Below are 19,695 nucleotides of genomic sequence, written 5' to 3'. Positions count from 1 at the left end.
CTAATATAAAAACATTGCATCTCCAAAGCTGAAGAATCTATATTTTTCTTTTACCGCCATATCATAAGCACCCATAACTAAATTTTGGCCTGCAAAAGCACTAACTAGCATTATTAGTGTAGATTCTGGTAAATGAAAATTCGTTATTAATGCATCAACAATTTTGAATTTATAGCCTGGATAAATAAATATGTCTGTCCAACCTGATTTTTCTTCTACTCTGCCATTTTCATTTGCTATACTTTCTAAGGTTCTATTAGAAGTAGTTCCTACAGCAATTATTCTGCCACCATTTTCTTTTGTTTCATTAATTACATCAGCTGTCTGTTTATTTAAAACATAGTATTCTGAATGCATTTCATGTTCTTCAACCGTTTCAGCTTTTACAGGTCTAAAAGTGCCTAGCCCTATATGCAGTGTTACAAATGCAATTTTTACACCCTTAGCTTTAATTTTAGACAGCAAATCCTCTGTAAAATGAAGCCCCGCAGTAGGAGCTGCTGCTGACCCTATTTGTTTTGAAAACACAGTCTGATATCGTTCTTTATCTTCTAATTTTTCAGTTATATATGGTGGTAGTGGCATCTCTCCAAGTTTATCTAAAACCTCTTCAAAGATTCCTTCAAATTCAAATTCTACTATTCTACTACCACCCTCAGAAATACTTATAACCTCTGCCTTTAATTCTCCATTACCAAAAATAAATTTAGTTCCAATTTTTGCTTTTTTCCCAGGTTTTACTAAGGTCTCCCAGTGATTAATGTCTATTCTCTTTAGAAGAAGAAATTCCATTTTACCGCCTGTTCCTTCTTTTACACCAAGAAGTCTTGCAGGTAAAACCCTGGTATCATTTAGCACTAAACAATCTTCTGGGTTTAAATAATCTATTATATCTTTGAATTTTTTTTGCTGTATTTCGCTACTTGTTTTATTAATTACCATAAGTCTTGACTCATCTCTTTTTTGGAGTGGATGCTGCGCTATAAGCTCCTGTGGTAAGTCAAAATTAAAATCTTTTACTTTCAAAAAAACTACACCCTTTCTTTATGCAAAATAATTTAAATTTCATTGTCTTTATCATCAAATACTGTAAATTGTCTAAGGTTTTTATGAACCTTGGACTTTTTCAAAGGTTTATTTAAATGTTCATAGGCCTTTTCAGAGGCTATCCTTCCCCTTGGCGTTCTTATTATAAATCCCTTTTGAATTAAATAAGGTTCATAGACATCCTCCAGAGTCCCTATTTCTTCACCTATAAAATAAGATAGTGTCTCTATGCCTACTGGTCCACCATTAAAATTATCTATAATAGCTGCTAGCATTTTGTTATCTATTCTATCAAAGCCTTCACCATCTATTTCAAGAAGTTCTGAAGCTAACCTAGCTATTTTCAAATCAATAATCCCATTGCCCTTAACGTCACAATAGTCGCGAACCCTCTTAAGCAAACGATTAGCAATTCTAGGAGTACCCCTTGAACGCCTTGCAATTTCAACAGCCGCCTCATCAGTGATTTCTACCTTTAAAATATCTGAAGACCTAATTACTATTTCTTTTAACTCATCTTGGGTATAATATTCCATAGCACTTAGTACCCCAAATCTATCACGAAGAGGTGCTGTTAGTAGCCCTATTCTAGTAGTTGCACCAATGAGTGTAAACTTTGGTAAATCCAGTCTTATAGATTTAGCTGAAGCTCCCTTTCCAATTACAATATCTAGTGCATAATCCTCCATAGCAGGATATAATATTTCTTCTATATTTCTACTGAGCCTATGTATCTCGTCAATAAAAAGCACATCATAATCACTAAGTGAAGTTAAAATAGATGCCAAATCTCCTGCTCTTTCAATAGCGGGACCTGAGGTTATTTTTAAGTTTCCCTTCATTTCCTTTGCAATAATATTGGCAAGGGTTGTCTTTCCAAGTCCAGGTGGTCCATATAAAAGCACATGATCAAGAGCTTCTTCTCTGCTAATAGCTGCTTTAATGAATATATTTAGTTTTTCTTTTATCTTTGGTTGACCAATATACTCTCTAAGCCTTTGTGGTCTTAGGGAATATTCCGCCCCAATATCTTCTTCAATGATAGAAGAAGTAATAATTCTTTCCTCTATATCATCCATAGTATACTCCCACCTTAGTTCATTAAATATTTCAAACAATCTTTAATCATATTTTCAAGGGTTAGTTTCTTATCGCTAGCTTTTAATGCCTTTTCAGCTTCTTTTTCAGAATATCCAAGTGACATAAGGGCTCCCAAAACCTCCATAAGTTTTCTATCCTCAACTAAATCACTCCCTAATCCCTGTGATAAATTGTTAACTTCAGACTGCTCAATATGAATTTTTTCCCTAAGCTCTAGAATTACCCTTTGCGCAATTTTCTTCCCTATACCAGGGGCTCTTTGCAGAGTTTTTTCGTCTCCTGATACAATAGCATATCTTAGACTTTGTACATTACAAATAGAAAGTAGTGATAAGCCAGCTTTTGCACCAACTCCATTGACCCCAATTACTAGGGTAAACATCTCAATCTCATCCACTGTTAAAAATCCGTATAATCCAATAAAATCTTCTCTAACAATTTGCTTTATATACAATAACACACTTTCATTAGTTTTAGGCATCTTTGCCATAGTACTGCCGGAGGTATATATTTTGTACCCCATACCATTATTATCTATTACAATATAGTCTTTATTAATACCTACAAAAATTCCTTTTATATATTCGTACACAATATTCCTCCTAGCGTTCTCAAGGGATATAAAAATTGATATTTACTATTTCCACCAGAAAATAGCGACTATATAATACTTTACCACCTAACTGCTATTAATTCAATAATTAACAGTGGAAATGTTTATAAATAAGCGAAAAAGAAAGTATCTTTAAAAAATATGGAGGTATACATATGAATGTTAATAGTCCACGTTTCGGGTAAATGTATACATACAATTACTGATAGTTAAATAATCTAGAAAATCTCATCATCTTTAATTGTATTTTTTGGTAGGTGTATTGAAAATAATACACCTACTCCTATACATGAATAGAAGGTTATTATTCGCCAAAGAACAATTGCTGGAAAAATATTTTCTTTGAAAAACGCCTTAAAAAGCAACGCGAATCCACCCTCGGCACCACCTATCCCTCCTGGAAGAGGAGTTATTGATACTATCGTCATTACTAATGTTTGTGCTGCTAGCATGTTCCACAGGCTAGCAGATTGTAATTTAAAACTTCTATAGATGCAATATGGTATTATATAAAAGACTGTGAGTTGTATTGTATTAATAATTGCAACCTTTATAACCGCCTTATAATTTTTAGCAATCAAAGTAGCATTATTATGAAAGTCATTTAAATTTTTCTCAATTTTATCTTTATATCCATCCACAGCCTTTACAAGTTTTATATTATTTAAAAATTTAAGAATACCCAGCAATAGGCCCCTAGTAAAATTTTTATTTACAGAAAACATAACTGCAACTAAGATAATTGCTAAATTAAATACAAATCCAAAAAGGCACAAATAAGAAAGATAAGATATCATTGATTTAAAATAATTAAACTTTAAAACAATGATGATAAATGAATATACTGTCAAAATTGTCTGATGAATAATAAATTTCATCATTAAAATAGAACTAGCTGAACCTGAATCTATGTTTCTCTCCACTAAAGCGTAAAAAATTGCAGGTTGAGCCCCTGTCTGAAGTGGGGTTATAGCTCCAAAAAGTTGGCCCACCATAGCTGCTTTTATAGATTCCCTGAATTTTCGTTCTGAAAAAAGTAGCCGTGTCAGCTCATGTATTATTAATGTTTCAAAAATCCAATAAATAAGCATTAAAATAATTGCAACTAATAACCAGAATGTATCTATTATCTTAATTACACTTATTAATTGGTTTAAACCATTTTTATATAAGAAAAAGTATAGTAACATTACTGAAGATATTATAACAATTGCTATATTAAATATTTTGTTTTTCATAAAATTCTCCTGACTATTCTATATTGTTCTACAACTTAAAACTTATAATGAAGCTAATGCAGTTATCTTCATACTGACCTTATAGTGATACGGCAACTTTAGTAGTTCTTTTAATTTTGAAAACATAAACACACCTCTATATTAGAATTTATTTTTACAATATTTATCTATTATATATCATTGATTCAAGAACTTCAATTTGTTAATTCATTTAACCTGAAATGCAAGTAAACTCGTAATTTTATTAGCAAAAATGTAGCAATTTACTCTTCGATATTTACTTAAAACTAAAACTTAATTAGCTAAAACCTCTGACAAGGTTCAAAGTGAATTAAGCATCAATAAAGTTATCTACATTGTTTTCCCAAAGCTGTTTCCTATATAATAAAGAAACCTTAAGAAATATATTTTTCTTAAGGCTTTAGTGCTTGTTTTTTTATTTTACAATAATGATATTAAGATTTTAATAAACCCCTAGCATAATCAAAAGCTTTTTCAGGAGTTTTGAATTCTCCACTTTCGTATTCCTGATCAACTTCTATAGATTGGGGACCAACAATATCTTTACTATATTTTCTACCATAAATTAAATCTTCTACCAATCCGTCTTTTTCTTTTAAGTCATTTATTTTTATATATTGTAATTCTCCGCTGTCTTTTGCCCCAAAATCATATTGTTTCTGGTTACCATCTTCTGCATATACATTAGAATTAAATATTTTATGAGCTGTTATATCGCCATTATTATCTGTTTTGTAAATTGTTACAAGGTTATCATATACACCTAAAAAATATCTATTTGCACTATAACTGTACCTATCACTTTTACTAACAAAAACGATTTCACTATTACTCATATTAGAAACTGTGTAACCTTGGTTTTTAAAAATTTCATCAAGCTGTGCCTGTGTTTTACTATTTAATAGAGTTGATCCATTAAAATGTTTTTCTAATACCATATTTCTTACTTCACAGTCTTTATATTTAATTTTAAAAACAAATTTCGTATTTTCTAAGGCCTTAGGCAAATTACTAGTCACTGATGCTTGCATTGAATCCTCACCTTTGGCAGTAAGTTTTAAATATGGAATTTTACTAGAAGATTGTAGCTCTAATTTATGGTTAGTAATATATTGAGCAAGTGAGTAGCTGGCAATAACAAAAGTAACTAACAGGGTAGTTAACATTGCGTATAAAATTTTTCTGTTTTTCATATTACCCCTCCTTATTTGGAATTATGTCCATACAAAGAGGTATTTATTCAAATAATATATTTTATTTATCTAGACCCTTGCCAGAATCAGTAACATTATCTAATTCTAGGGGATAAGGCTCAAAAAAACTTTGATTAATAAGGTTTTTTTCTTCAAAACGTATAGCATTTGATTTTATAACATAAAGTGGCACACTAAAAGGTACTTTACTTTGTCTATATTGTTCTATTGTATCTAAAATGAATTCTTTTTCTCTATGGGTTAGCTTTTCCGAAAAATATCCCATAGACTTTGTTAGTACATTTATATTAGAAGTATATCTTGGTAACTTGTTTAAAGCCAGCATAAGATTTTCTTCGTACTGCGCGTAGACCTGCTGAGCATTTAATTCGCCATGCCTTCCTACAATACTTCCTAATATTTTCAATTGTTTTTGATTGTATGACATAAGAAGAAGTTTGTTAGTGCCGTGAAACTCTACTAAATCTTCTACTCGCATACTTTCTTTAATAACTCTAAAATTCTTCATAATATATAATTTCGTTAAAAAATGTTGCCTTATATTGTAATTTTTAACCCGCCCATCATCCTCAATGGCTAACCCTTCAAATTTTTCCATTACAAGCCCTCCAAATAATCCACTGCCCTTAACAGAGGTAGAACCTTTTTCTATACTTTTGTAAATTTTCACTTCTTTTATTCCACAAGAAGGAGATTTACTCTTTAGTATAAATCCATCCACTTTTGGTAACTCTTTAAGGAACTTCTCTCCAAATTCCATCATTTCAGTACTAAATTCTCTTTCACCGCCATGTTGCATAAGTTTTACAGGTGCATCCTCATTTTCTTTAACCACTCTTATAGCTGCTCTTGGTATTTCGAGTCCTATTTGCACCTCTGGGCATACAGTTATAAAATCAACAAAATTCTTTAGCTTTTCCACTAAATTACAACCATCCAGCTGGCCATTATATCTGCAAGCTTCAAATCCTAAGCATCTACTCACTACAACTACTGGTTTCACATTATTTATTTTCTCTTTATAAGATAGTTTCATATGTAAACATCCTTTCAAAATTAAAATTTATAATAAAAAATCTATTTAATGATTCTATTTTAACTTATTCAGTATTGGTTTTAATTCTCCTCTTTTTATTATGCACCATGCTGTATTATTTAACGACATTTCAGAAGGAAAGTCCCCCACTTCTATAAAAAATTAACCACAAAAGAAAACTGCCCTTGCAATATTTCTTCGAAAAATATAAGATCACCTTCCTTTAATGCAATTTATGCTGTAAAATTTAATATTATTATGATTGTTAATTGATTTTCAAATGCAATGAAAGGAGCATATAATGCCAATTTACAGATTATCAAATGATTTAGCATTCCCAGACCCATCTTTTGCAGAGGAAGATGGACTTTTAGCTCTAGAAGGAGATCTATCCCCAGAAAGATTACTCCTTGCCTATTCTAATGGAATATTTCCATGGTTTTCAGATGAGGAGCCCATACTTTGGTGGTCACCAGATCCAAGATTTATTCTTTATCCAAAAGATATTAGAATTTCTCATTCTATGAAAAAAACACTTAAAAATAACACCTATAGAGTTTCCTTTGATACTTGTTTTAGAGATGTTATATCCAATTGTTCTAATATGAGAAAAGAAACAGGTACATGGATTACAAATGAAATGATAGAGGCTTACTGCAAGCTACATGAACTTGGCTTCGCACATTCTGTAGAAGCCTTTTATGAGGATAAATTAGTTGGCGGATTATATGGTGTTTGTATTGGAAAATGTTTTTTTGGTGAATCTATGTTTTCAACTATGGATAACGCCTCTAAGGCTGCATTTATTACGCTTAGCAAGGTATTAGAGGCAAAGGGGTTTATTGTGATTGACTGCCAAGTTCATACAAATCATTTGGAAAGCTTAGGCGCAGTTTATATTTCTAGAGAGGATTTTTTACAAGTGGTACAAAGAGGAATTTCAATAGAACCTTTGAAATTGCGCTTTTAGTTACATATATTCTTCAATTATTAGTAAAATAATAGATATATCTATAATAGAAAAAATAAATTAGCATAAAGATATATATCTTTATGCTATTATATTTTTTCTATTATACTTTTTCAAACTCTGATTTACTAACTCCACATAGTGGACAAACCCAATCTTCAGGAATATCTTCAAACTTAGTCCCTGGTTTAATTCCACCTTCATCATCACCTACTGCTGGGTCATAAATGTAACCGCATACTGTACAAACATATTTATCCATAAATATTCCTCCTTCTTATTTCTATGGAGTAAATAACAATTATTAGTTATTATTCCCCTAGAAATTTTTTATTACCATATTATTTTTCAATTCCAATTGTAGAAATACCTTTAATAATTTTCTAATAATTTAGCTTATTCACATATTATCATATTTGCTAGGGATTAACAATATTTATTTTTTCTTGATAGTGAGTATTAAGTAAAATATTCAATTATTGCCCTGTTAAAATTACTATTTATCAGTTTTGATATATAATTATTCATATCCTCACTATCTAGTTTCTTATATACATACTTAAATTTTCCATAAGGCCCCCATTTTAATTGCCTATTTTCTTCATTTAGATTAAGCGCAGTATTCTTAAATCTTTGAACTATCAGTTCCTTTGCTGCTTTAGTAAATCTATGTTGAATAAGTTCAAAACTTATTTCGCCCTTATAACCCTGCAATGCTATTTTCAATGTGTCAAATAATTCCTTATACTCTTCTTTCCAATTATCATATATCATAATTGGGGCTATTATGAATCCTATAGGATATCCGGCACAAGCAATTTTTTTAACTGCTTCTATTCTCTCATAAAAACTGGAAGTATTATGTTCGAAGTTATTTATTACATAACGGGAATTTAATGTGAATCTAAACTTTGTGTGCTTATTATGTTTTAGCTTTAAAAATGGATCAACATCATCAAATTTAGTAACTAATCTCAATCTTCCATTGGAACTCTCTCCAAAATATTCTATGCATCTTTTTAAGTTTCCACTTAAGTGTTCAAGGGCAATGGGATCTGTTATACTTGCACATTCAAAGGAAGTAATATTGGGCATGTTCTTATCTATATAGCTTTGAATAACTTCCAAAATTTCATCCATATTTAAGAAAATTTTCATAAAAGGTTTTTCACCTTGAGTTGTCTGAAGATAACAATATTCACAATTGGCAGGGCAGGAACTTGATAATGAAAATTGATAGTCTGCTGATGGTCTGCAACTTACCAATTTCTTTTGGCCGTTTGTTGTAAAAAGAACAGTCTTTTTAGCCATAGCATAATTTTCCTCAGGAGTTTCACAATCAATTACTACTTTTTTAGAGTTAACTATGGGAATATTCAAGCTTTCTAAATATTCTATAACTTTTTCTCCAGCGGGGTATTTTAGAATTTTAGGGTCTATATATGCAATATCTGGTATAAACAACTTCATTATTTTCACCTCCTAGGTATTATTTTATTAAAGAAAGTTATTTATACATTTTATATATTATCATTTAGATATTATAGCTGATGACTTTCTATTTAGCATTACAACCAAAATATAGGAAGAATGATACAATAAAAATATATCATCCTTCCTATATTAAATTGTTATTATTAAATAAATAATTCTTATCTAATATTGTATTTGTTGATTACCTTATTTCTTAATTTTATGCCAAGTGTTTCATTTACAAATCTATCAATTATGTCTTCCTTAGTAGCTTTACCTTCTACAAATATGTTATATCTCTTGCAAAGCTTACTTAAGTCGCCCTTACTTATCTCACAAGTTTTAACAAAGCTTTTTGCAGCTTTAACACTAGCCATAATCATTATACGTTTATATATCTCATCATTAGTCATATCTGCACCTCTAATCTCTTATTTATCAAATACATTATAACATCTTAAAGAGCATGAATAAATCATTTCTACTTAAATTAATAAAATTTTATTAGAAAATCCAGTATTTTAGTAGTAATTATCCATTATTATTTTTTTTGTTATCATGTAATACTTGATCTACTACAATTACCATTGCTAATATAAATGCATAATTTTCCTGTTCATTGATATCAATCTCATAAGTATCTCCCCAAGATAACCATTTTTTGTTTACTTGCGCAACCGTGCTACTATTCTTTGTAATGGAAAAATCATGAGCAAGAAAATCCCCTTCAATTTCATAGTTCCCCATATTGCTATCTATATCAAACCTATTGCTAAAGAAAGTAAATTCTTTTTTCACTCTTGCAGCATAGTTTCCATTTAAGTATATATTGTATTCAGGAAGTAATTTAAATAACTTTTGCTCAATATATACAATCTCGTTATTATCCACATCGTAAATTTTCAGCTTATTTCCTATGGAAAAAACCTTTCCTTCTACATTGAACACATCATTACCTGAAGCATCCTGAATGCTAAATTTGTCACCTATTGAAAATATTTTTTCTCGAATGTAAAACTTCATACAAAAACCCCCTTTAATAATTTATAATATTGTTCAATTATTAGTATGCATATTTTAACACAAAATTTGTTTTAATAAAATTAATATTTTTTAATATATAGACTACAGCACTGCAAAATTCCATATTTTAGGCACACACAAAAAAAACCACCTTGAATATTACTTCAACGTGGCAAAATACTATATCTTCTTTATTACTTTTAGATTCTCACTCCTGGCATTCCATCAGTATAATCTGAGTATTGTGCATGTTTAATAAGCCATCTTCCATCTTCTTTTACTAAAACCCCAGAAAATCTCATTGGTGTAATAAACTTTTCACCTTTCTGATTTTCATATAGTAAATCCAACATATCCCAAAGAGCTTCCATTAGCTTATGTTTTGGTATTCCCTCAGATTCAAATGAATCTTTAGCTGAACTACTAATCCATTCGAGTATTTCTTTATTAGATATAATTCTAGTTAAAATTGCCTTTGTTGTAAAATAAGCAACCTCTCCATTAACACATATTATAGCATCCTCAACGTTCATCTTAAAATCGCCCCAGTATTTCCAATCTGATGCAATTATTCCTCGAGTTGAATCAATTCCTAAACAAAGCTCCTCTGCATCTGTTCCTATTACTACTAAATCCTCCTGGAGTAGAAAAACTTTCTTCATATATTCATCAACATAATTTAAATCTCTTTTTGTATATCCATCTTGGAATACCTGAAGTACTTTTCTAACTTCTTCAATTTCTACATTTGAATTGGCTTTAGGCATTTCAAATACACTCTTATCATAGTTATCATCAGTAAATCTATAAGAAAATGATTCTGAATCAAGAGAAAACTGCATTTGATGGAATTTCCAAGTATCATTTTCCTTTATAAGTACACAAGTAAATCTAAAGGGCCATACATAATTTTCACCCCTATCTATTTCCCTGAGTGATCTAGCAATCTTCCGTGCTGCATCCAGTACGTTTTCTTTTGACCTTTCTTCTCCTTTTAAAATATCTTTTACTTTATTAATTGTCTCTTCTATTTGTCCATCTTCAGATAATATATTTCTAATATTTCCAATAGAAACAACCCAAGCTACATTTTCATTTGCAAAAATCTTAGCTTGTCCAAATTTAAAATCTATTTCTCTCCAATAGTTATTTTCATTACTAAAATGAAATTTAATAAGTTCCTTTATATCATTACTATTAGAGCACCACTGATTTATACCGCTTCCAAGTGTAGCAAACCCATCCTGCAAAGAAAATCCTTTCTTTACAAAATCATCAATCTTACTCTCATCTTTCTTTGTATACAATTCTTGAAGATTCTTAAGAACTTTATTTACTTCATTAATTGAATTTATATTTTTATATCTTTCCATAATTAATTCCCCCAATGTATTTAATTGCTTATTTTTATTTTCAGCTTCCTTTGCATAGCTCTTATGGATAATTGTAGCAACAATAGCATGCTGATGATATGTAAAAGATAATTATTAAACATTCTTTGCACAAAAAGCTGGTTGGAATGAATTCCAACCAGCTTTTGTGCAAACTATTTATTACAATAAACAATTTTTTTAATGCTATCAATAGAAAGACAGAAGGTGCTGGAAAGCTTATCAATGGATAATCCCTCCACAAATTTTTTACGAATCTCAGTATTACGACCAGTGAGATAAGCCCTATTACCTGAACTTTCTCCCCATTCTTTTCGGATTCCATTTGAATTTGGAATATAAACCATTTCCCCTTGTACATATTTCTGTATTTCTTTTAATAATTCTTCTGGAAAAACAACATTAGCTTTTATATAACTCATTTAAGCTCCGCTCCTTAAAATAGTTTTTAATTTTAAGGTAGCAAAGTCTACATTATAAACAGTTTTCGCTATAAAAAGTTATAATGAATACTGGCGATTATTTTTTTAGCTCCATGCAATAAAACGCCCTTGTTTATATCACAGACTTTGCATGAAGCTTTTTTAGAAAGGTATATTTAACCCAGATCATAGTATCCCCCCTACTTTTAAATATCAACACAATAATATAATAACAATTATTACAAATTCAGTCAACAACAAAAGAAAAGTGTAGGATAACCCCACACCCAACTATTTATTTTAATTTCACAAGAACATAAAATTCAAAATTCTTTGATTCTATTTTACCACTTGAAGTATTCTTATTTCCTGATAGATTAGAGAATTGAATCTTAATTTTCACTTTGCTATTTTCATCTTCAAAGAGCATTTCCTCTTGAGCTGTAGCTTGATTTTTCGGGTTAATTCCATATTTATCTATAAGCTTAGTGGCAAAATCCATTAAATCTTTTTCATAAATATCTTTTCCATCTTGAGCTATCTTTAAAATGCTTGATTCATAATCAAAATATATGCTAAAGTCTGAGCTACTTGCGCTCTGTTGCCTAGAATTTCTTGAATCAAACAAATAGTCATATCCTTTTATATCAATTGGTTTTAGTGCACCTGTAGAATTAAAATAAAAATATCCATTATTACCTGTATTATATTCATCAGTGTATTTTACGCCCATTATCCTTTCCATATTAGATATTTTAAAGTCTAGTGGCAATCCCTTAATATCTTTTAGACTGTGATTTCTATCAAAGTAATTAAGAATACTAGATATTTGTCTTGAATCCTCAGAAGAAACCACAGCACTTGCTTTAATTACATTGCTATCTTTAATCATATTGTTTGCAATGAATATCTTAGCTAACCTCTTATTTTGACTGTATTTTGAAACTGAATAGCTACTAAAAGGCCCAAATACAGATATAAATGTTATTACTGCAAGTGATAGTGGAAGCATTATATTTCTTGGTTTTTTTGTAGTTGCAAAGTAAATCATAACTAAAAATGCCCATATACCAAGCGCTACAACAAAGTATCTATTTTCAGTTACCCCATATGCATTAATTCTTATTCCTATAGAGATGAACATCATGACTATTAACGGAAAGATTGCCTTTGGAAAATACTTCATATATCTTTTTGGCCAGGTCTTTTCATGAAGTAAGGGTGTTATAAAAAATAGCACCGCTGAACTTATCACAGAATACCAAAGCACCAAATGAGATACAAGCCCCTCTGGCCATTGCCTTGTAATAATTATTTTCCCGAAATAGATATATAGTATTATTGTATATATTGAAATAAGTGGCATTATGATGTATAGCACAAGTACATTTAAAAGCCGCGAATAATCCTTTAAAGATAATATTTCATTTTTTGTAGGAAGACCTGCAAGAAAAAATGCTGGCGCGAATATACCAGTGACAATAAGAAAAGCGTAATAGTAAAGCTCACCTTTAATATTAATTCCTAAAAGTCTATCAATTGTAAAAAGAATGGCCGCAAGTCCAAGATATAAAACTAGGGAGTATAAAACTGTAGTGAAAAATCTAGTAAAAACTCTTACAGCAAAAATCTCAAAGTTCTCTCGATTTGGTAAATATGATATGAAAAGAAAAATTAAATATAGAATAAGGCTAAAGGCAATATATCTTGACATTGAAACCATGTCAAGCATCCCTATATCCTTTAGGAAGAAGTAATAATAAAAGATTAGTAAAACAGTACCTCCTAAATAAGAAGCGTACAGCGATACCTTCTTGTAGGTTTCTAAACCTTCAAAAAAAAGGTTAATACATAATGAAAGCGGAATCCCAAGAGCAACAATCATAGTTATCCTACGGAGGGTTTCTATAAAATCACCACTTGTTCCTGCTATTACTTCTGATATATAAATAAGAAGTATAACACACGCCGTTGATATACCAATAGTTTGTGGGAATCTATTAATACTGCTCACAATGCCTTTCAATATTGCATTAAATATTTTTTTCATTACATTCCTCCTTCATTATTTTATTTTTCTCCTTTGAGTTCATTTATTTCTTTATCCTTTAGCGCTATTATCTTTTCGTATTTTGCTTCCATTTCAGTCCAATTTTTATTTAGTAGATTTATTAGAGAAGCCATTTCATCGGAACTACCTGCTATACGATTAAATAATAGTAGATTAAGTGCTAGCACTTCTGGAATTTCCTTATGTGAATATCTTAACTGATGGTCGATTTCGCCATAGCCTTCTTCAAATATTGTTCTCACCTGAATCTCTGCTATAACCTTTTGGCTGGTTGGAAAAAATTCTATCAAATAGTGAACAGAACGGTAGCCTGATTTTCTAGAATGAATTTGAATATTTAATTCATCAAACCTTTTAGTATCATCACCTTCACGAACATTGGCAGTTATTTCAATTACTTTCCAAGTACTATAAATAAAATTGTGTATATCTTCCCAATCTTCTTTAAAAATATGTATTGCCCTAACCCCTATTAAATCATTTATTTCTTCTTTATAGTTTTCCATGGAAAATTGAAATTCTGCGCCATATTTTTCTTTTCGCCCTGGCGTCTTTCTAATTATCTTCTCTATTAACCTATCCGATTCTTTAACTCTAGACTTTACTGAATGTATTTTTTTATGTGTTCTTAAAGTATCTGCAATAAATCCAGCCTGACTCTCATAACTACTCCTATAGCTATCAAAGTCAGTGTATATTTCATTTAATACCGCCCAATCTATTTCATTTTTAATAATATCATTTTCTGTAATATGAGTTTTCTTTAAGAAGTCTTCTTTTTTAAAATTCATGATTTCCCCCTAATTAATATAATATGCTTTATGATTTTAGTATATTATTAACACTTTTCATATACATTAATATTAAAATGGAGCAAGGTCGAAAGTTTAGAAGTGCCACTGGCTTTTTCTCTCATACAATTGTCAAAAGTCCAATAATAAGGAGTCATTGCAATAAGGTTCTTTACATGCTCCCCATCGTCTATATGAATATCGTACTTAACTTCTGCTGTGTGGATTAACTTAAATCCCTCAAAGGATATTTCTTTTTCTTCATGTTCTCTAGGATTTACATATAATATTTCTTTTAACCCATATAAATGTTGAATCCCAGGTGTTACAACAATTAACTTGCCGTTATACACTAGAACCCTCTTAAGCTCACTCTCATCAGAAGGTGCAAAGTTTCTGATAATAATATCTATGGTGTTTGTCATTATAGGTAAGTTAAAATTACTTCCAACTATAAAGTTTATTTTTTTATCTCTTTTAGTTGCATAAGTAACTGCTGCTTTCGAAATATCTACACCAAAAAAATTAATCATACTATTTTGGGTAATCTTAGGTTCACTGCTATATATAGCTTCCTTTAATCTCCATAAAAAATACCCTTCTCCACAACCAGCATCAAGTATATTTACAGTGTTTCCACTTATATTTGATATTATTACCTCGCTTAATTTTTCAGAAAAAGTGTGATAATAACCTTTATTTAAAAAGTCTCTCCGACCTTCCATCATTTCTTTACTGTCCCCAGGCTCTTTTGTGTTTTTTTGATTAGCAAGTAAAAGATTAATATATCCTTTGCTTGCTATATCATAACTATGATTATTTGTACATATGTATTGTTTTTCATGTTTTTTTAGACATAAATTGCAAACAGGACATTTTAATATAGATTCCATATTTTCTGTTGTCACAAAATCACTGCCTTCCTTAAATCTGCTAAAGTCATTTATTATTATTTAATTTTTATTCAATTTTAGCGTGATTTTTTCTCGCTTAAATCTACGCCAATTATATCTAATAAAAATATGAATATTGGTATTCCAAGAAGTAGACCCCAAATGCCCATAAAATGTTCTGACACTATTAATGTAACAAAAGTAAAAAATATTGGGAGATGTGTGGTGTCAGACATAAGCTTTGGGTTTAAAACATAACTTTCAATAGCATGAATTATAAAAATCATAACAAGCACAAAAACTACTTTAATTAGCCCACCTATCTTAAAAGCAATTAAACATAGCGGGATTAATGAAATAAATACCCCAGCTACTGGTACAAGACTTAAAATAAATATCATAAAGGCAAGAGCTAATAATTGAGGAAATCCCATTATAGTAAGTCCAATAATTGATAATACTGTGTTTGTAATAGCTATCATTATTTGAGCCTGTATTACTTTACCAAAAGAATTTAAAAAATTATTACCAAAATAGCTAAGGTAGTTATATTCCACTGATATTTTACTTTCTTTAAACTTATGTACAAATTTTAGGATACTGCCTTTCTCTAATATAAATATGAAGCTTATTAAAAGTGCCATAAAAAAATTCAAGCTCCATTTTCCAAAATCAGTTACAAAAAACATAATACTTTGGATACCAGATTTTGCATAACTAGCTATGTCAATTTGCTCTAATATTGGCGTTAAATAAACCATTACCCCACTAGTAGTCTTAGGAAATTTAATATACTCCAACTTATCCAAAATAAGTATACTTTCGGAAATAGCAATTGGTATATATTTAACTAGTAGCAGAACTATAGTTGCGGCCATAAGCATATAAATAATTATGGTAATAAGAGCTGGATTCACTTTTATAACTTTATTGATTTGCTTAACCAATAAACACTGTAAACTATTAGCTAAATAAGTAATCATAAAAGTTAATAAAACCAAATTAAAAATAGATCTTATTAAATATGCAAATAATACTAATGATAGCAATAATATTATTTTTATTACTGTTTCTCTCTGAAATAACTGTTTAACTGTTTGCATTCAAGGTTCTCCTTCATTTCTTTTATTTATTTTTAACTATTTCATTATAGCAAATCATTTAACTGATTTCTATAAATAATTATTATAATAGGTGAAGAATGCAAAAAATAGTGTATAATATTTATATATAAAATAATATATATATTATTTAAAAAGTTTGGTGGTGATATTAAATGAAACCTGTAATTATGTTTGTAACCGAATGGTGTCCATATTGCAAAAAAGCACTTGCTTGGATGGATGATATAAAGAAACAAAACCCAGAATATGCTGACATTGAAATTAAAATAATTGATGAAGAACTTCAACCGGATATAGCAAAACAATACACCTATTATTATGTACCTACCTACTATGTAGACGGAGTTAAAATTCACGAGGGAGCTACCTCTAAAAATATTGTTAATAAAGTGTTCCAAATGGCATTAAAATAGAAAAGTTTATATTGGCATCTAAAAAAATAGACTAGAATTTAAACTAGTTATTTTTTTAAAGATGTCTTAATTTTTTTGTAATGATTAGCTTCCAGTATAAATTTTTTTTCAATTTCTTTATACTCCCCTAAACTCTGAATCCTTATAAGAAAAAAATCAATGCCTTTTTCCATATTTATAATACACTTTCTCATTCTTGCTAAGGACACTTTATCTGCAATTATTTTTCTCTTATATTTACTTATACTATTATTATCATATTGTTTTTCTTGTCTGATTTTTTCCTTTATTTTATTACATTGCAGGATTTTAGTTTTTATACTCAGTTCATTAGAATATCTCAAAAATACCCTTCTATAGCTACTAAAGAGTATTTTCTTAATAGATTTAAATTTTTCTCTTTTAAGAAAAATCCTAAGAGCTTCATTATATTTTTTACTTTGTTTTCGCTCTTGTATTATTTTATTTTCTAACTTATTCATATTGACCTTAATTACCTTAATCTCCTGTTTGTGCTGTATAATCTTATCTTTCAGCTCTATTTGTCTTTTCTCAAAGCCTTTTATCTTTGATTTATTTATATCTATATTTCTAATAAGCTCTTTTTCATATACACTTAAATCTTCATCTGAAAACACTCTTATCTTTAAAAGATTGCATAGGTCCATTTTAGCTTTAGTTAAATCTTCAACTTGGCTTTCCATTTTTTCTAAAATATCACTACTTAATTTAAATTCCATTACAATAGAGTTATAAATTTCATTATCTTCTACCATCATTGTAACTACCTCTTTTCACTCTTTAATTCAATAATTGCACAAATGTATTTTACCATATTTGTACAATTTCTGCAAAGTCCAATAATCGTCTAATACTACTTATATAAATGGCAGTGTGCTATTTATATGGTAGCTCATTAAGCTAAACAATTCTTTATTATAACTGGTCAAATAAAAAATGTAGAACTTACTACTTAAAAGATTTTTATTTCTGCGTATATCTTTTTAAGTCTGGGTTATACTATTAATGTAATCAACTAGCCAACATTAAACTTATAAAGGGAGATGTTAGTTATGTTAATCAATAGATTTATGGTTTTAAGCGTAGGCAGTATTGCTAAGGCTAAGAACGGAGATTACTAAGTAAGTCCATATGAAATTTAAAATATGGATTAGTAAAGCCAATGATTATTTAATATAATCATTGGCTTTATGCATTTTATCTTATTTTATCTCGCTGCTCTAGCATTTCTAGGTTGCTGTCTTCCGGATTGATTTCTTTCATTCCGCCTTGCATAACCATTTGCTCCTGACTTTCCTGTAGAAACTTTCTTTGTGTTATCCTTAGTAACTACTATTGGTAAATTACTTGCAGGATAAGGATGATCCTCTATTACTGGTATTGATTTTGCAATAACCTTCTGAATATCCTTTAGGAAATCTTTTTCTTCTGCGTCACAAAATGAAATTGCTACTCCACCAAGTCCCGCCCTGCCAGTTCTTCCTATTCTATGTACATAGGTTTCTGGTATATTGGGTAAATCAAAATTGATCACATGAGATAATTCATCAACATCTATACCTCTAGCTGCTATATCTGTTGCTACTAATACCCTTGTAATACCAGCCTTAAAATTATTTAAGGCAAGTTGCCTAGCACTTTGTGATTTATTCCCGTGAATAGCTTGAGCCTCTATTCCAGAATTATTGAGATCTTTAGTTATTTTGTTTGCTCCGTGCTTTGTTCTTGAGAATACCAAAGCAGAAACTATGGACTTATCTTGCAGCAAATGAATTAGTAGAGGTTTTTTATCTTTTTTATCCACAAAATATACTGATTGTTCAATAATTTCAATAGTAGAAGAAACAGGTGTCACTGCCACCTTTACTGGATTCACAAGAATAGAATCCACTAGCTTTGAAATTTCTGGTGGCATAGTTGCTGAAAATAGCATGGTTTGTCTGATTTTAGGTAGTTGCGCTATAACTTTTTTTACATCGCGCAAGAATCCCATATCAAGCATACGATCTGCCTCATCAAGTACAAACATTTCCACATGATGTATGCTAATAAATTTCTGTTGCATTAAGTCAAGTAGTCTACCAGTAGTTGCAATTAAAATATCTACTCCGCCTTTTAATGCATCAGTTTGTTTTTTTTGTGATACACCTCCAAAAATAACTGCACTAGTAAGATTCATATGTTTGCCGTAGGCATCAAAGCTTTCTCCAATTTGAATTGCCAGTTCTCTAGTTGGTGCTAGGATTAGGGCCTTTATATTTTTAGGTCCCTTTATAACTTTTTGCTTTCCACAAAGAATTTGAAGTATAGGGATAGCAAAGGCTGCTGTCTTTCCAGTGCCTGTTTGAGCACAGCCTAAAAAGTCTTTTCCACTCAATATACTAGGAATTGCAGCTTCTTGTATAGGTGTAGCTTCTACGTAACCTTCAGTTTCTAGTGCTTTTTTAATTGGCGTAATGAGATTTAAGTTTTCGAATAACATTATTTTCTCCTTTGGAAGTGGTCGTCTTGAACTTTAAATGTCGCAAATCACTGATATCCTGTTATGAATCTTCTTGAAAATTGGAAACAACAACTTTCGTGCATGATTATATTGCATCTAAGAAACCACCCTTTATTAGTGATATGAGTATATTTAGGCTGATTAATCTTCATTTTAACTCTGACTTTATAGGTCTTTATGTATAAATAAATTTGTTTCATTTATATCAACTTAATTTTATTATTTTTTTAATTTAAATTTTGGTTGTACTCATATTTTTTAATTATAACATATTTCAACACTTCTTGCTATTCTTCTACTGGATTGTAGATGAAATGAATATAAATATCG

20 protein-coding genes are annotated in these 19,695 nt (G+C 29.9%); 2 read left to right on the top strand and 18 right to left on the bottom strand.

Going from position 1 to position 19,695, the window contains the following annotated elements; all coding sequences use genetic code 11:
- The 6 genes from queA to Ctaglu_RS06400 all read right to left on the bottom strand — a co-directional run bounded on the left by queA (position 1) and on the right by Ctaglu_RS06400 (position 6,270).
- Positions 1–1,026: a tRNA preQ1(34) S-adenosylmethionine ribosyltransferase-isomerase QueA gene (gene queA / locus Ctaglu_RS06425; protein ID WP_124999231.1), complete on the bottom strand. Its 1,026-nt coding sequence runs from the start codon at positions 1,024–1,026 to the stop codon at positions 1–3.
- A 32-nt stretch (positions 1,027–1,058) separates the two neighbouring features.
- On the bottom strand, positions 1,059–2,117 hold the full coding sequence (ruvB, locus tag Ctaglu_RS06420) for a Holliday junction branch migration DNA helicase RuvB (RefSeq protein WP_185732607.1): 1,059 nt from the start codon (positions 2,115–2,117) through the stop codon (positions 1,059–1,061).
- A 23-nt stretch (positions 2,118–2,140) separates the two neighbouring features.
- Complete coding sequence (ruvA, locus tag Ctaglu_RS06415; RefSeq protein ID WP_124999227.1) at positions 2,141–2,740, bottom strand: Holliday junction branch migration protein RuvA; 600 nt, start codon at positions 2,738–2,740, stop codon at positions 2,141–2,143.
- A gap of 239 nt (positions 2,741–2,979) precedes the next feature.
- On the bottom strand, positions 2,980–3,999 hold the full coding sequence (locus tag Ctaglu_RS06410) for a lysylphosphatidylglycerol synthase transmembrane domain-containing protein (protein ID WP_124999225.1): 1,020 nt from the start codon (positions 3,997–3,999) through the stop codon (positions 2,980–2,982).
- Between the two features lie 455 nt (positions 4,000–4,454).
- Positions 4,455–5,213 carry a hypothetical protein gene (locus tag Ctaglu_RS06405; protein ID WP_124999223.1) on the bottom strand — a complete coding sequence of 253 codons (759 nt, stop codon included), beginning with the start codon at positions 5,211–5,213 and terminating at the stop codon, positions 4,455–4,457.
- A gap of 61 nt (positions 5,214–5,274) precedes the next feature.
- Positions 5,275–6,270: a YbgA family protein gene (locus tag Ctaglu_RS06400; protein ID WP_124999221.1), complete on the bottom strand. Its 996-nt coding sequence runs from the start codon at positions 6,268–6,270 to the stop codon at positions 5,275–5,277.
- A gap of 301 nt (positions 6,271–6,571) precedes the next feature.
- Here Ctaglu_RS06400 and aat point away from each other — a divergent pair, with 301 nt between their 5' ends.
- Positions 6,572–7,240, top strand: a complete 669-nt coding sequence (gene aat / locus Ctaglu_RS06395) for a leucyl/phenylalanyl-tRNA--protein transferase (protein WP_124999220.1) — start codon at positions 6,572–6,574, stop codon at positions 7,238–7,240.
- Between the two features lie 103 nt (positions 7,241–7,343).
- Here the strand turns inward: aat and rd are convergent, their stop codons facing one another.
- The 10 genes from rd to Ctaglu_RS06345 all read right to left on the bottom strand — a co-directional run bounded on the left by rd (position 7,344) and on the right by Ctaglu_RS06345 (position 16,407).
- Positions 7,344–7,502, bottom strand: a complete 159-nt coding sequence (gene rd / locus Ctaglu_RS06390) for a rubredoxin (RefSeq protein WP_124999217.1) — start codon at positions 7,500–7,502, stop codon at positions 7,344–7,346.
- Between the two features lie 197 nt (positions 7,503–7,699).
- Complete coding sequence (splB, locus tag Ctaglu_RS06385; protein ID WP_124999214.1) at positions 7,700–8,710, bottom strand: spore photoproduct lyase; 1,011 nt, start codon at positions 8,708–8,710, stop codon at positions 7,700–7,702.
- A gap of 182 nt (positions 8,711–8,892) precedes the next feature.
- A complete protein-coding gene (locus Ctaglu_RS06380) occupies positions 8,893–9,126 on the bottom strand; it encodes a hypothetical protein (protein WP_124999212.1) in 234 nt (77 codons plus the stop codon).
- A gap of 118 nt (positions 9,127–9,244) precedes the next feature.
- Positions 9,245–9,736: an LURP-one-related/scramblase family protein gene (locus tag Ctaglu_RS06375; RefSeq protein ID WP_124999210.1), complete on the bottom strand. Its 492-nt coding sequence runs from the start codon at positions 9,734–9,736 to the stop codon at positions 9,245–9,247.
- Positions 9,737–9,936: 200 nt separating this feature from the next.
- Positions 9,937–11,109: a nuclear transport factor 2 family protein gene (locus Ctaglu_RS06370; RefSeq protein WP_124999208.1), complete on the bottom strand. Its 1,173-nt coding sequence runs from the start codon at positions 11,107–11,109 to the stop codon at positions 9,937–9,939.
- A gap of 173 nt (positions 11,110–11,282) precedes the next feature.
- Complete coding sequence (locus Ctaglu_RS06365; RefSeq protein ID WP_124999206.1) at positions 11,283–11,549, bottom strand: CD3324 family protein; 267 nt, start codon at positions 11,547–11,549, stop codon at positions 11,283–11,285.
- 295 nt (positions 11,550–11,844) lie between these two features.
- Complete coding sequence (locus Ctaglu_RS06360; protein WP_124999204.1) at positions 11,845–13,599, bottom strand: DUF4153 domain-containing protein; 1,755 nt, start codon at positions 13,597–13,599, stop codon at positions 11,845–11,847.
- A 20-nt stretch (positions 13,600–13,619) separates the two neighbouring features.
- Positions 13,620–14,411 carry a RelA/SpoT domain-containing protein gene (locus Ctaglu_RS06355; RefSeq protein WP_124999202.1) on the bottom strand — a complete coding sequence of 264 codons (792 nt, stop codon included), beginning with the start codon at positions 14,409–14,411 and terminating at the stop codon, positions 13,620–13,622.
- Between the two features lie 47 nt (positions 14,412–14,458).
- Positions 14,459–15,319: a putative RNA methyltransferase gene (locus tag Ctaglu_RS06350; RefSeq protein WP_148097582.1), complete on the bottom strand. Its 861-nt coding sequence runs from the start codon at positions 15,317–15,319 to the stop codon at positions 14,459–14,461.
- Between the two features lie 62 nt (positions 15,320–15,381).
- On the bottom strand, positions 15,382–16,407 hold the full coding sequence (locus Ctaglu_RS06345; protein WP_124999197.1) for an AI-2E family transporter: 1,026 nt from the start codon (positions 16,405–16,407) through the stop codon (positions 15,382–15,384).
- 173 nt (positions 16,408–16,580) lie between these two features.
- Between Ctaglu_RS06345 and Ctaglu_RS06340 the strand changes: the two genes are divergently transcribed.
- Positions 16,581–16,841 (top strand): glutaredoxin family protein, encoded by a 261-nt coding sequence (locus tag Ctaglu_RS06340; protein WP_124999195.1) that lies wholly within the window; start codon positions 16,581–16,583, stop codon positions 16,839–16,841.
- A gap of 47 nt (positions 16,842–16,888) precedes the next feature.
- Here the strand turns inward: Ctaglu_RS06340 and Ctaglu_RS06335 are convergent, their stop codons facing one another.
- Together Ctaglu_RS06335 and Ctaglu_RS06330 are read right to left on the bottom strand one after the other, a co-directional pair.
- Positions 16,889–17,620, bottom strand: coding sequence for a hypothetical protein (locus Ctaglu_RS06335; protein ID WP_124999193.1), 732 nt, complete (start codon positions 17,618–17,620; stop codon positions 16,889–16,891).
- A 449-nt stretch (positions 17,621–18,069) separates the two neighbouring features.
- On the bottom strand, positions 18,070–19,344 hold the full coding sequence (locus tag Ctaglu_RS06330) for a DEAD/DEAH box helicase (RefSeq protein WP_124999191.1): 1,275 nt from the start codon (positions 19,342–19,344) through the stop codon (positions 18,070–18,072).
- Positions 19,345–19,695: the final 351 nt, after the last annotated feature.

The organism is Clostridium tagluense (assembly GCF_003865095.1).
Classification (GTDB): Bacteria; Bacillota; Clostridia; order Clostridiales; family Clostridiaceae; genus Clostridium_AD; species Clostridium_AD tagluense.
This window is presented reverse-complemented; position numbering and strand designations above follow the sequence as displayed.

Excerpts from the sequence above, each read along its gene's own strand:
- Ctaglu_RS06410 (WP_124999225.1), bottom strand. The coding sequence starts at position 3,999 with ATGAAAAACAAAATATTTAATATAGCAATTGTTATAATATCTTCAGTA.
- Ctaglu_RS06405 (WP_124999223.1), bottom strand. The coding sequence starts at position 5,213 with ATGAAAAACAGAAAAATTTTATACGCAATGTTAACTACCCTGTTAGTT.
- Ctaglu_RS06400 (WP_124999221.1), bottom strand. The coding sequence starts at position 6,270 with ATGAAACTATCTTATAAAGAGAAAATAAATAATGTGAAACCAGTAGTT.
- aat (WP_124999220.1), top strand. The coding sequence starts at position 6,572 with ATGCCAATTTACAGATTATCAAATGATTTAGCATTCCCAGACCCATCT.
- rd (WP_124999217.1), bottom strand. The coding sequence starts at position 7,502 with ATGGATAAATATGTTTGTACAGTATGCGGTTACATTTATGACCCAGCA.
- splB (WP_124999214.1), bottom strand. The coding sequence starts at position 8,710 with ATGAAGTTGTTTATACCAGATATTGCATATATAGACCCTAAAATTCTA.
- Ctaglu_RS06380 (WP_124999212.1), bottom strand. The coding sequence starts at position 9,126 with ATGACTAATGATGAGATATATAAACGTATAATGATTATGGCTAGTGTT.
- Ctaglu_RS06375 (WP_124999210.1), bottom strand. The coding sequence starts at position 9,736 with ATGAAGTTTTACATTCGAGAAAAAATATTTTCAATAGGTGACAAATTT.
- Ctaglu_RS06370 (WP_124999208.1), bottom strand. The coding sequence starts at position 11,109 with ATGGAAAGATATAAAAATATAAATTCAATTAATGAAGTAAATAAAGTT.
- Ctaglu_RS06365 (WP_124999206.1), bottom strand. The coding sequence starts at position 11,549 with ATGAGTTATATAAAAGCTAATGTTGTTTTTCCAGAAGAATTATTAAAA.
- Ctaglu_RS06360 (WP_124999204.1), bottom strand. The coding sequence starts at position 13,599 with ATGAAAAAAATATTTAATGCAATATTGAAAGGCATTGTGAGCAGTATT.
- Ctaglu_RS06355 (WP_124999202.1), bottom strand. The coding sequence starts at position 14,411 with ATGAATTTTAAAAAAGAAGACTTCTTAAAGAAAACTCATATTACAGAA.
- Ctaglu_RS06345 (WP_124999197.1), bottom strand. The coding sequence starts at position 16,407 with ATGCAAACAGTTAAACAGTTATTTCAGAGAGAAACAGTAATAAAAATA.
- Ctaglu_RS06340 (WP_124999195.1), top strand. The coding sequence starts at position 16,581 with ATGAAACCTGTAATTATGTTTGTAACCGAATGGTGTCCATATTGCAAA.
- Ctaglu_RS06335 (WP_124999193.1), bottom strand. The coding sequence starts at position 17,620 with ATGATGGTAGAAGATAATGAAATTTATAACTCTATTGTAATGGAATTT.
- Ctaglu_RS06330 (WP_124999191.1), bottom strand. The coding sequence starts at position 19,344 with ATGTTATTCGAAAACTTAAATCTCATTACGCCAATTAAAAAAGCACTA.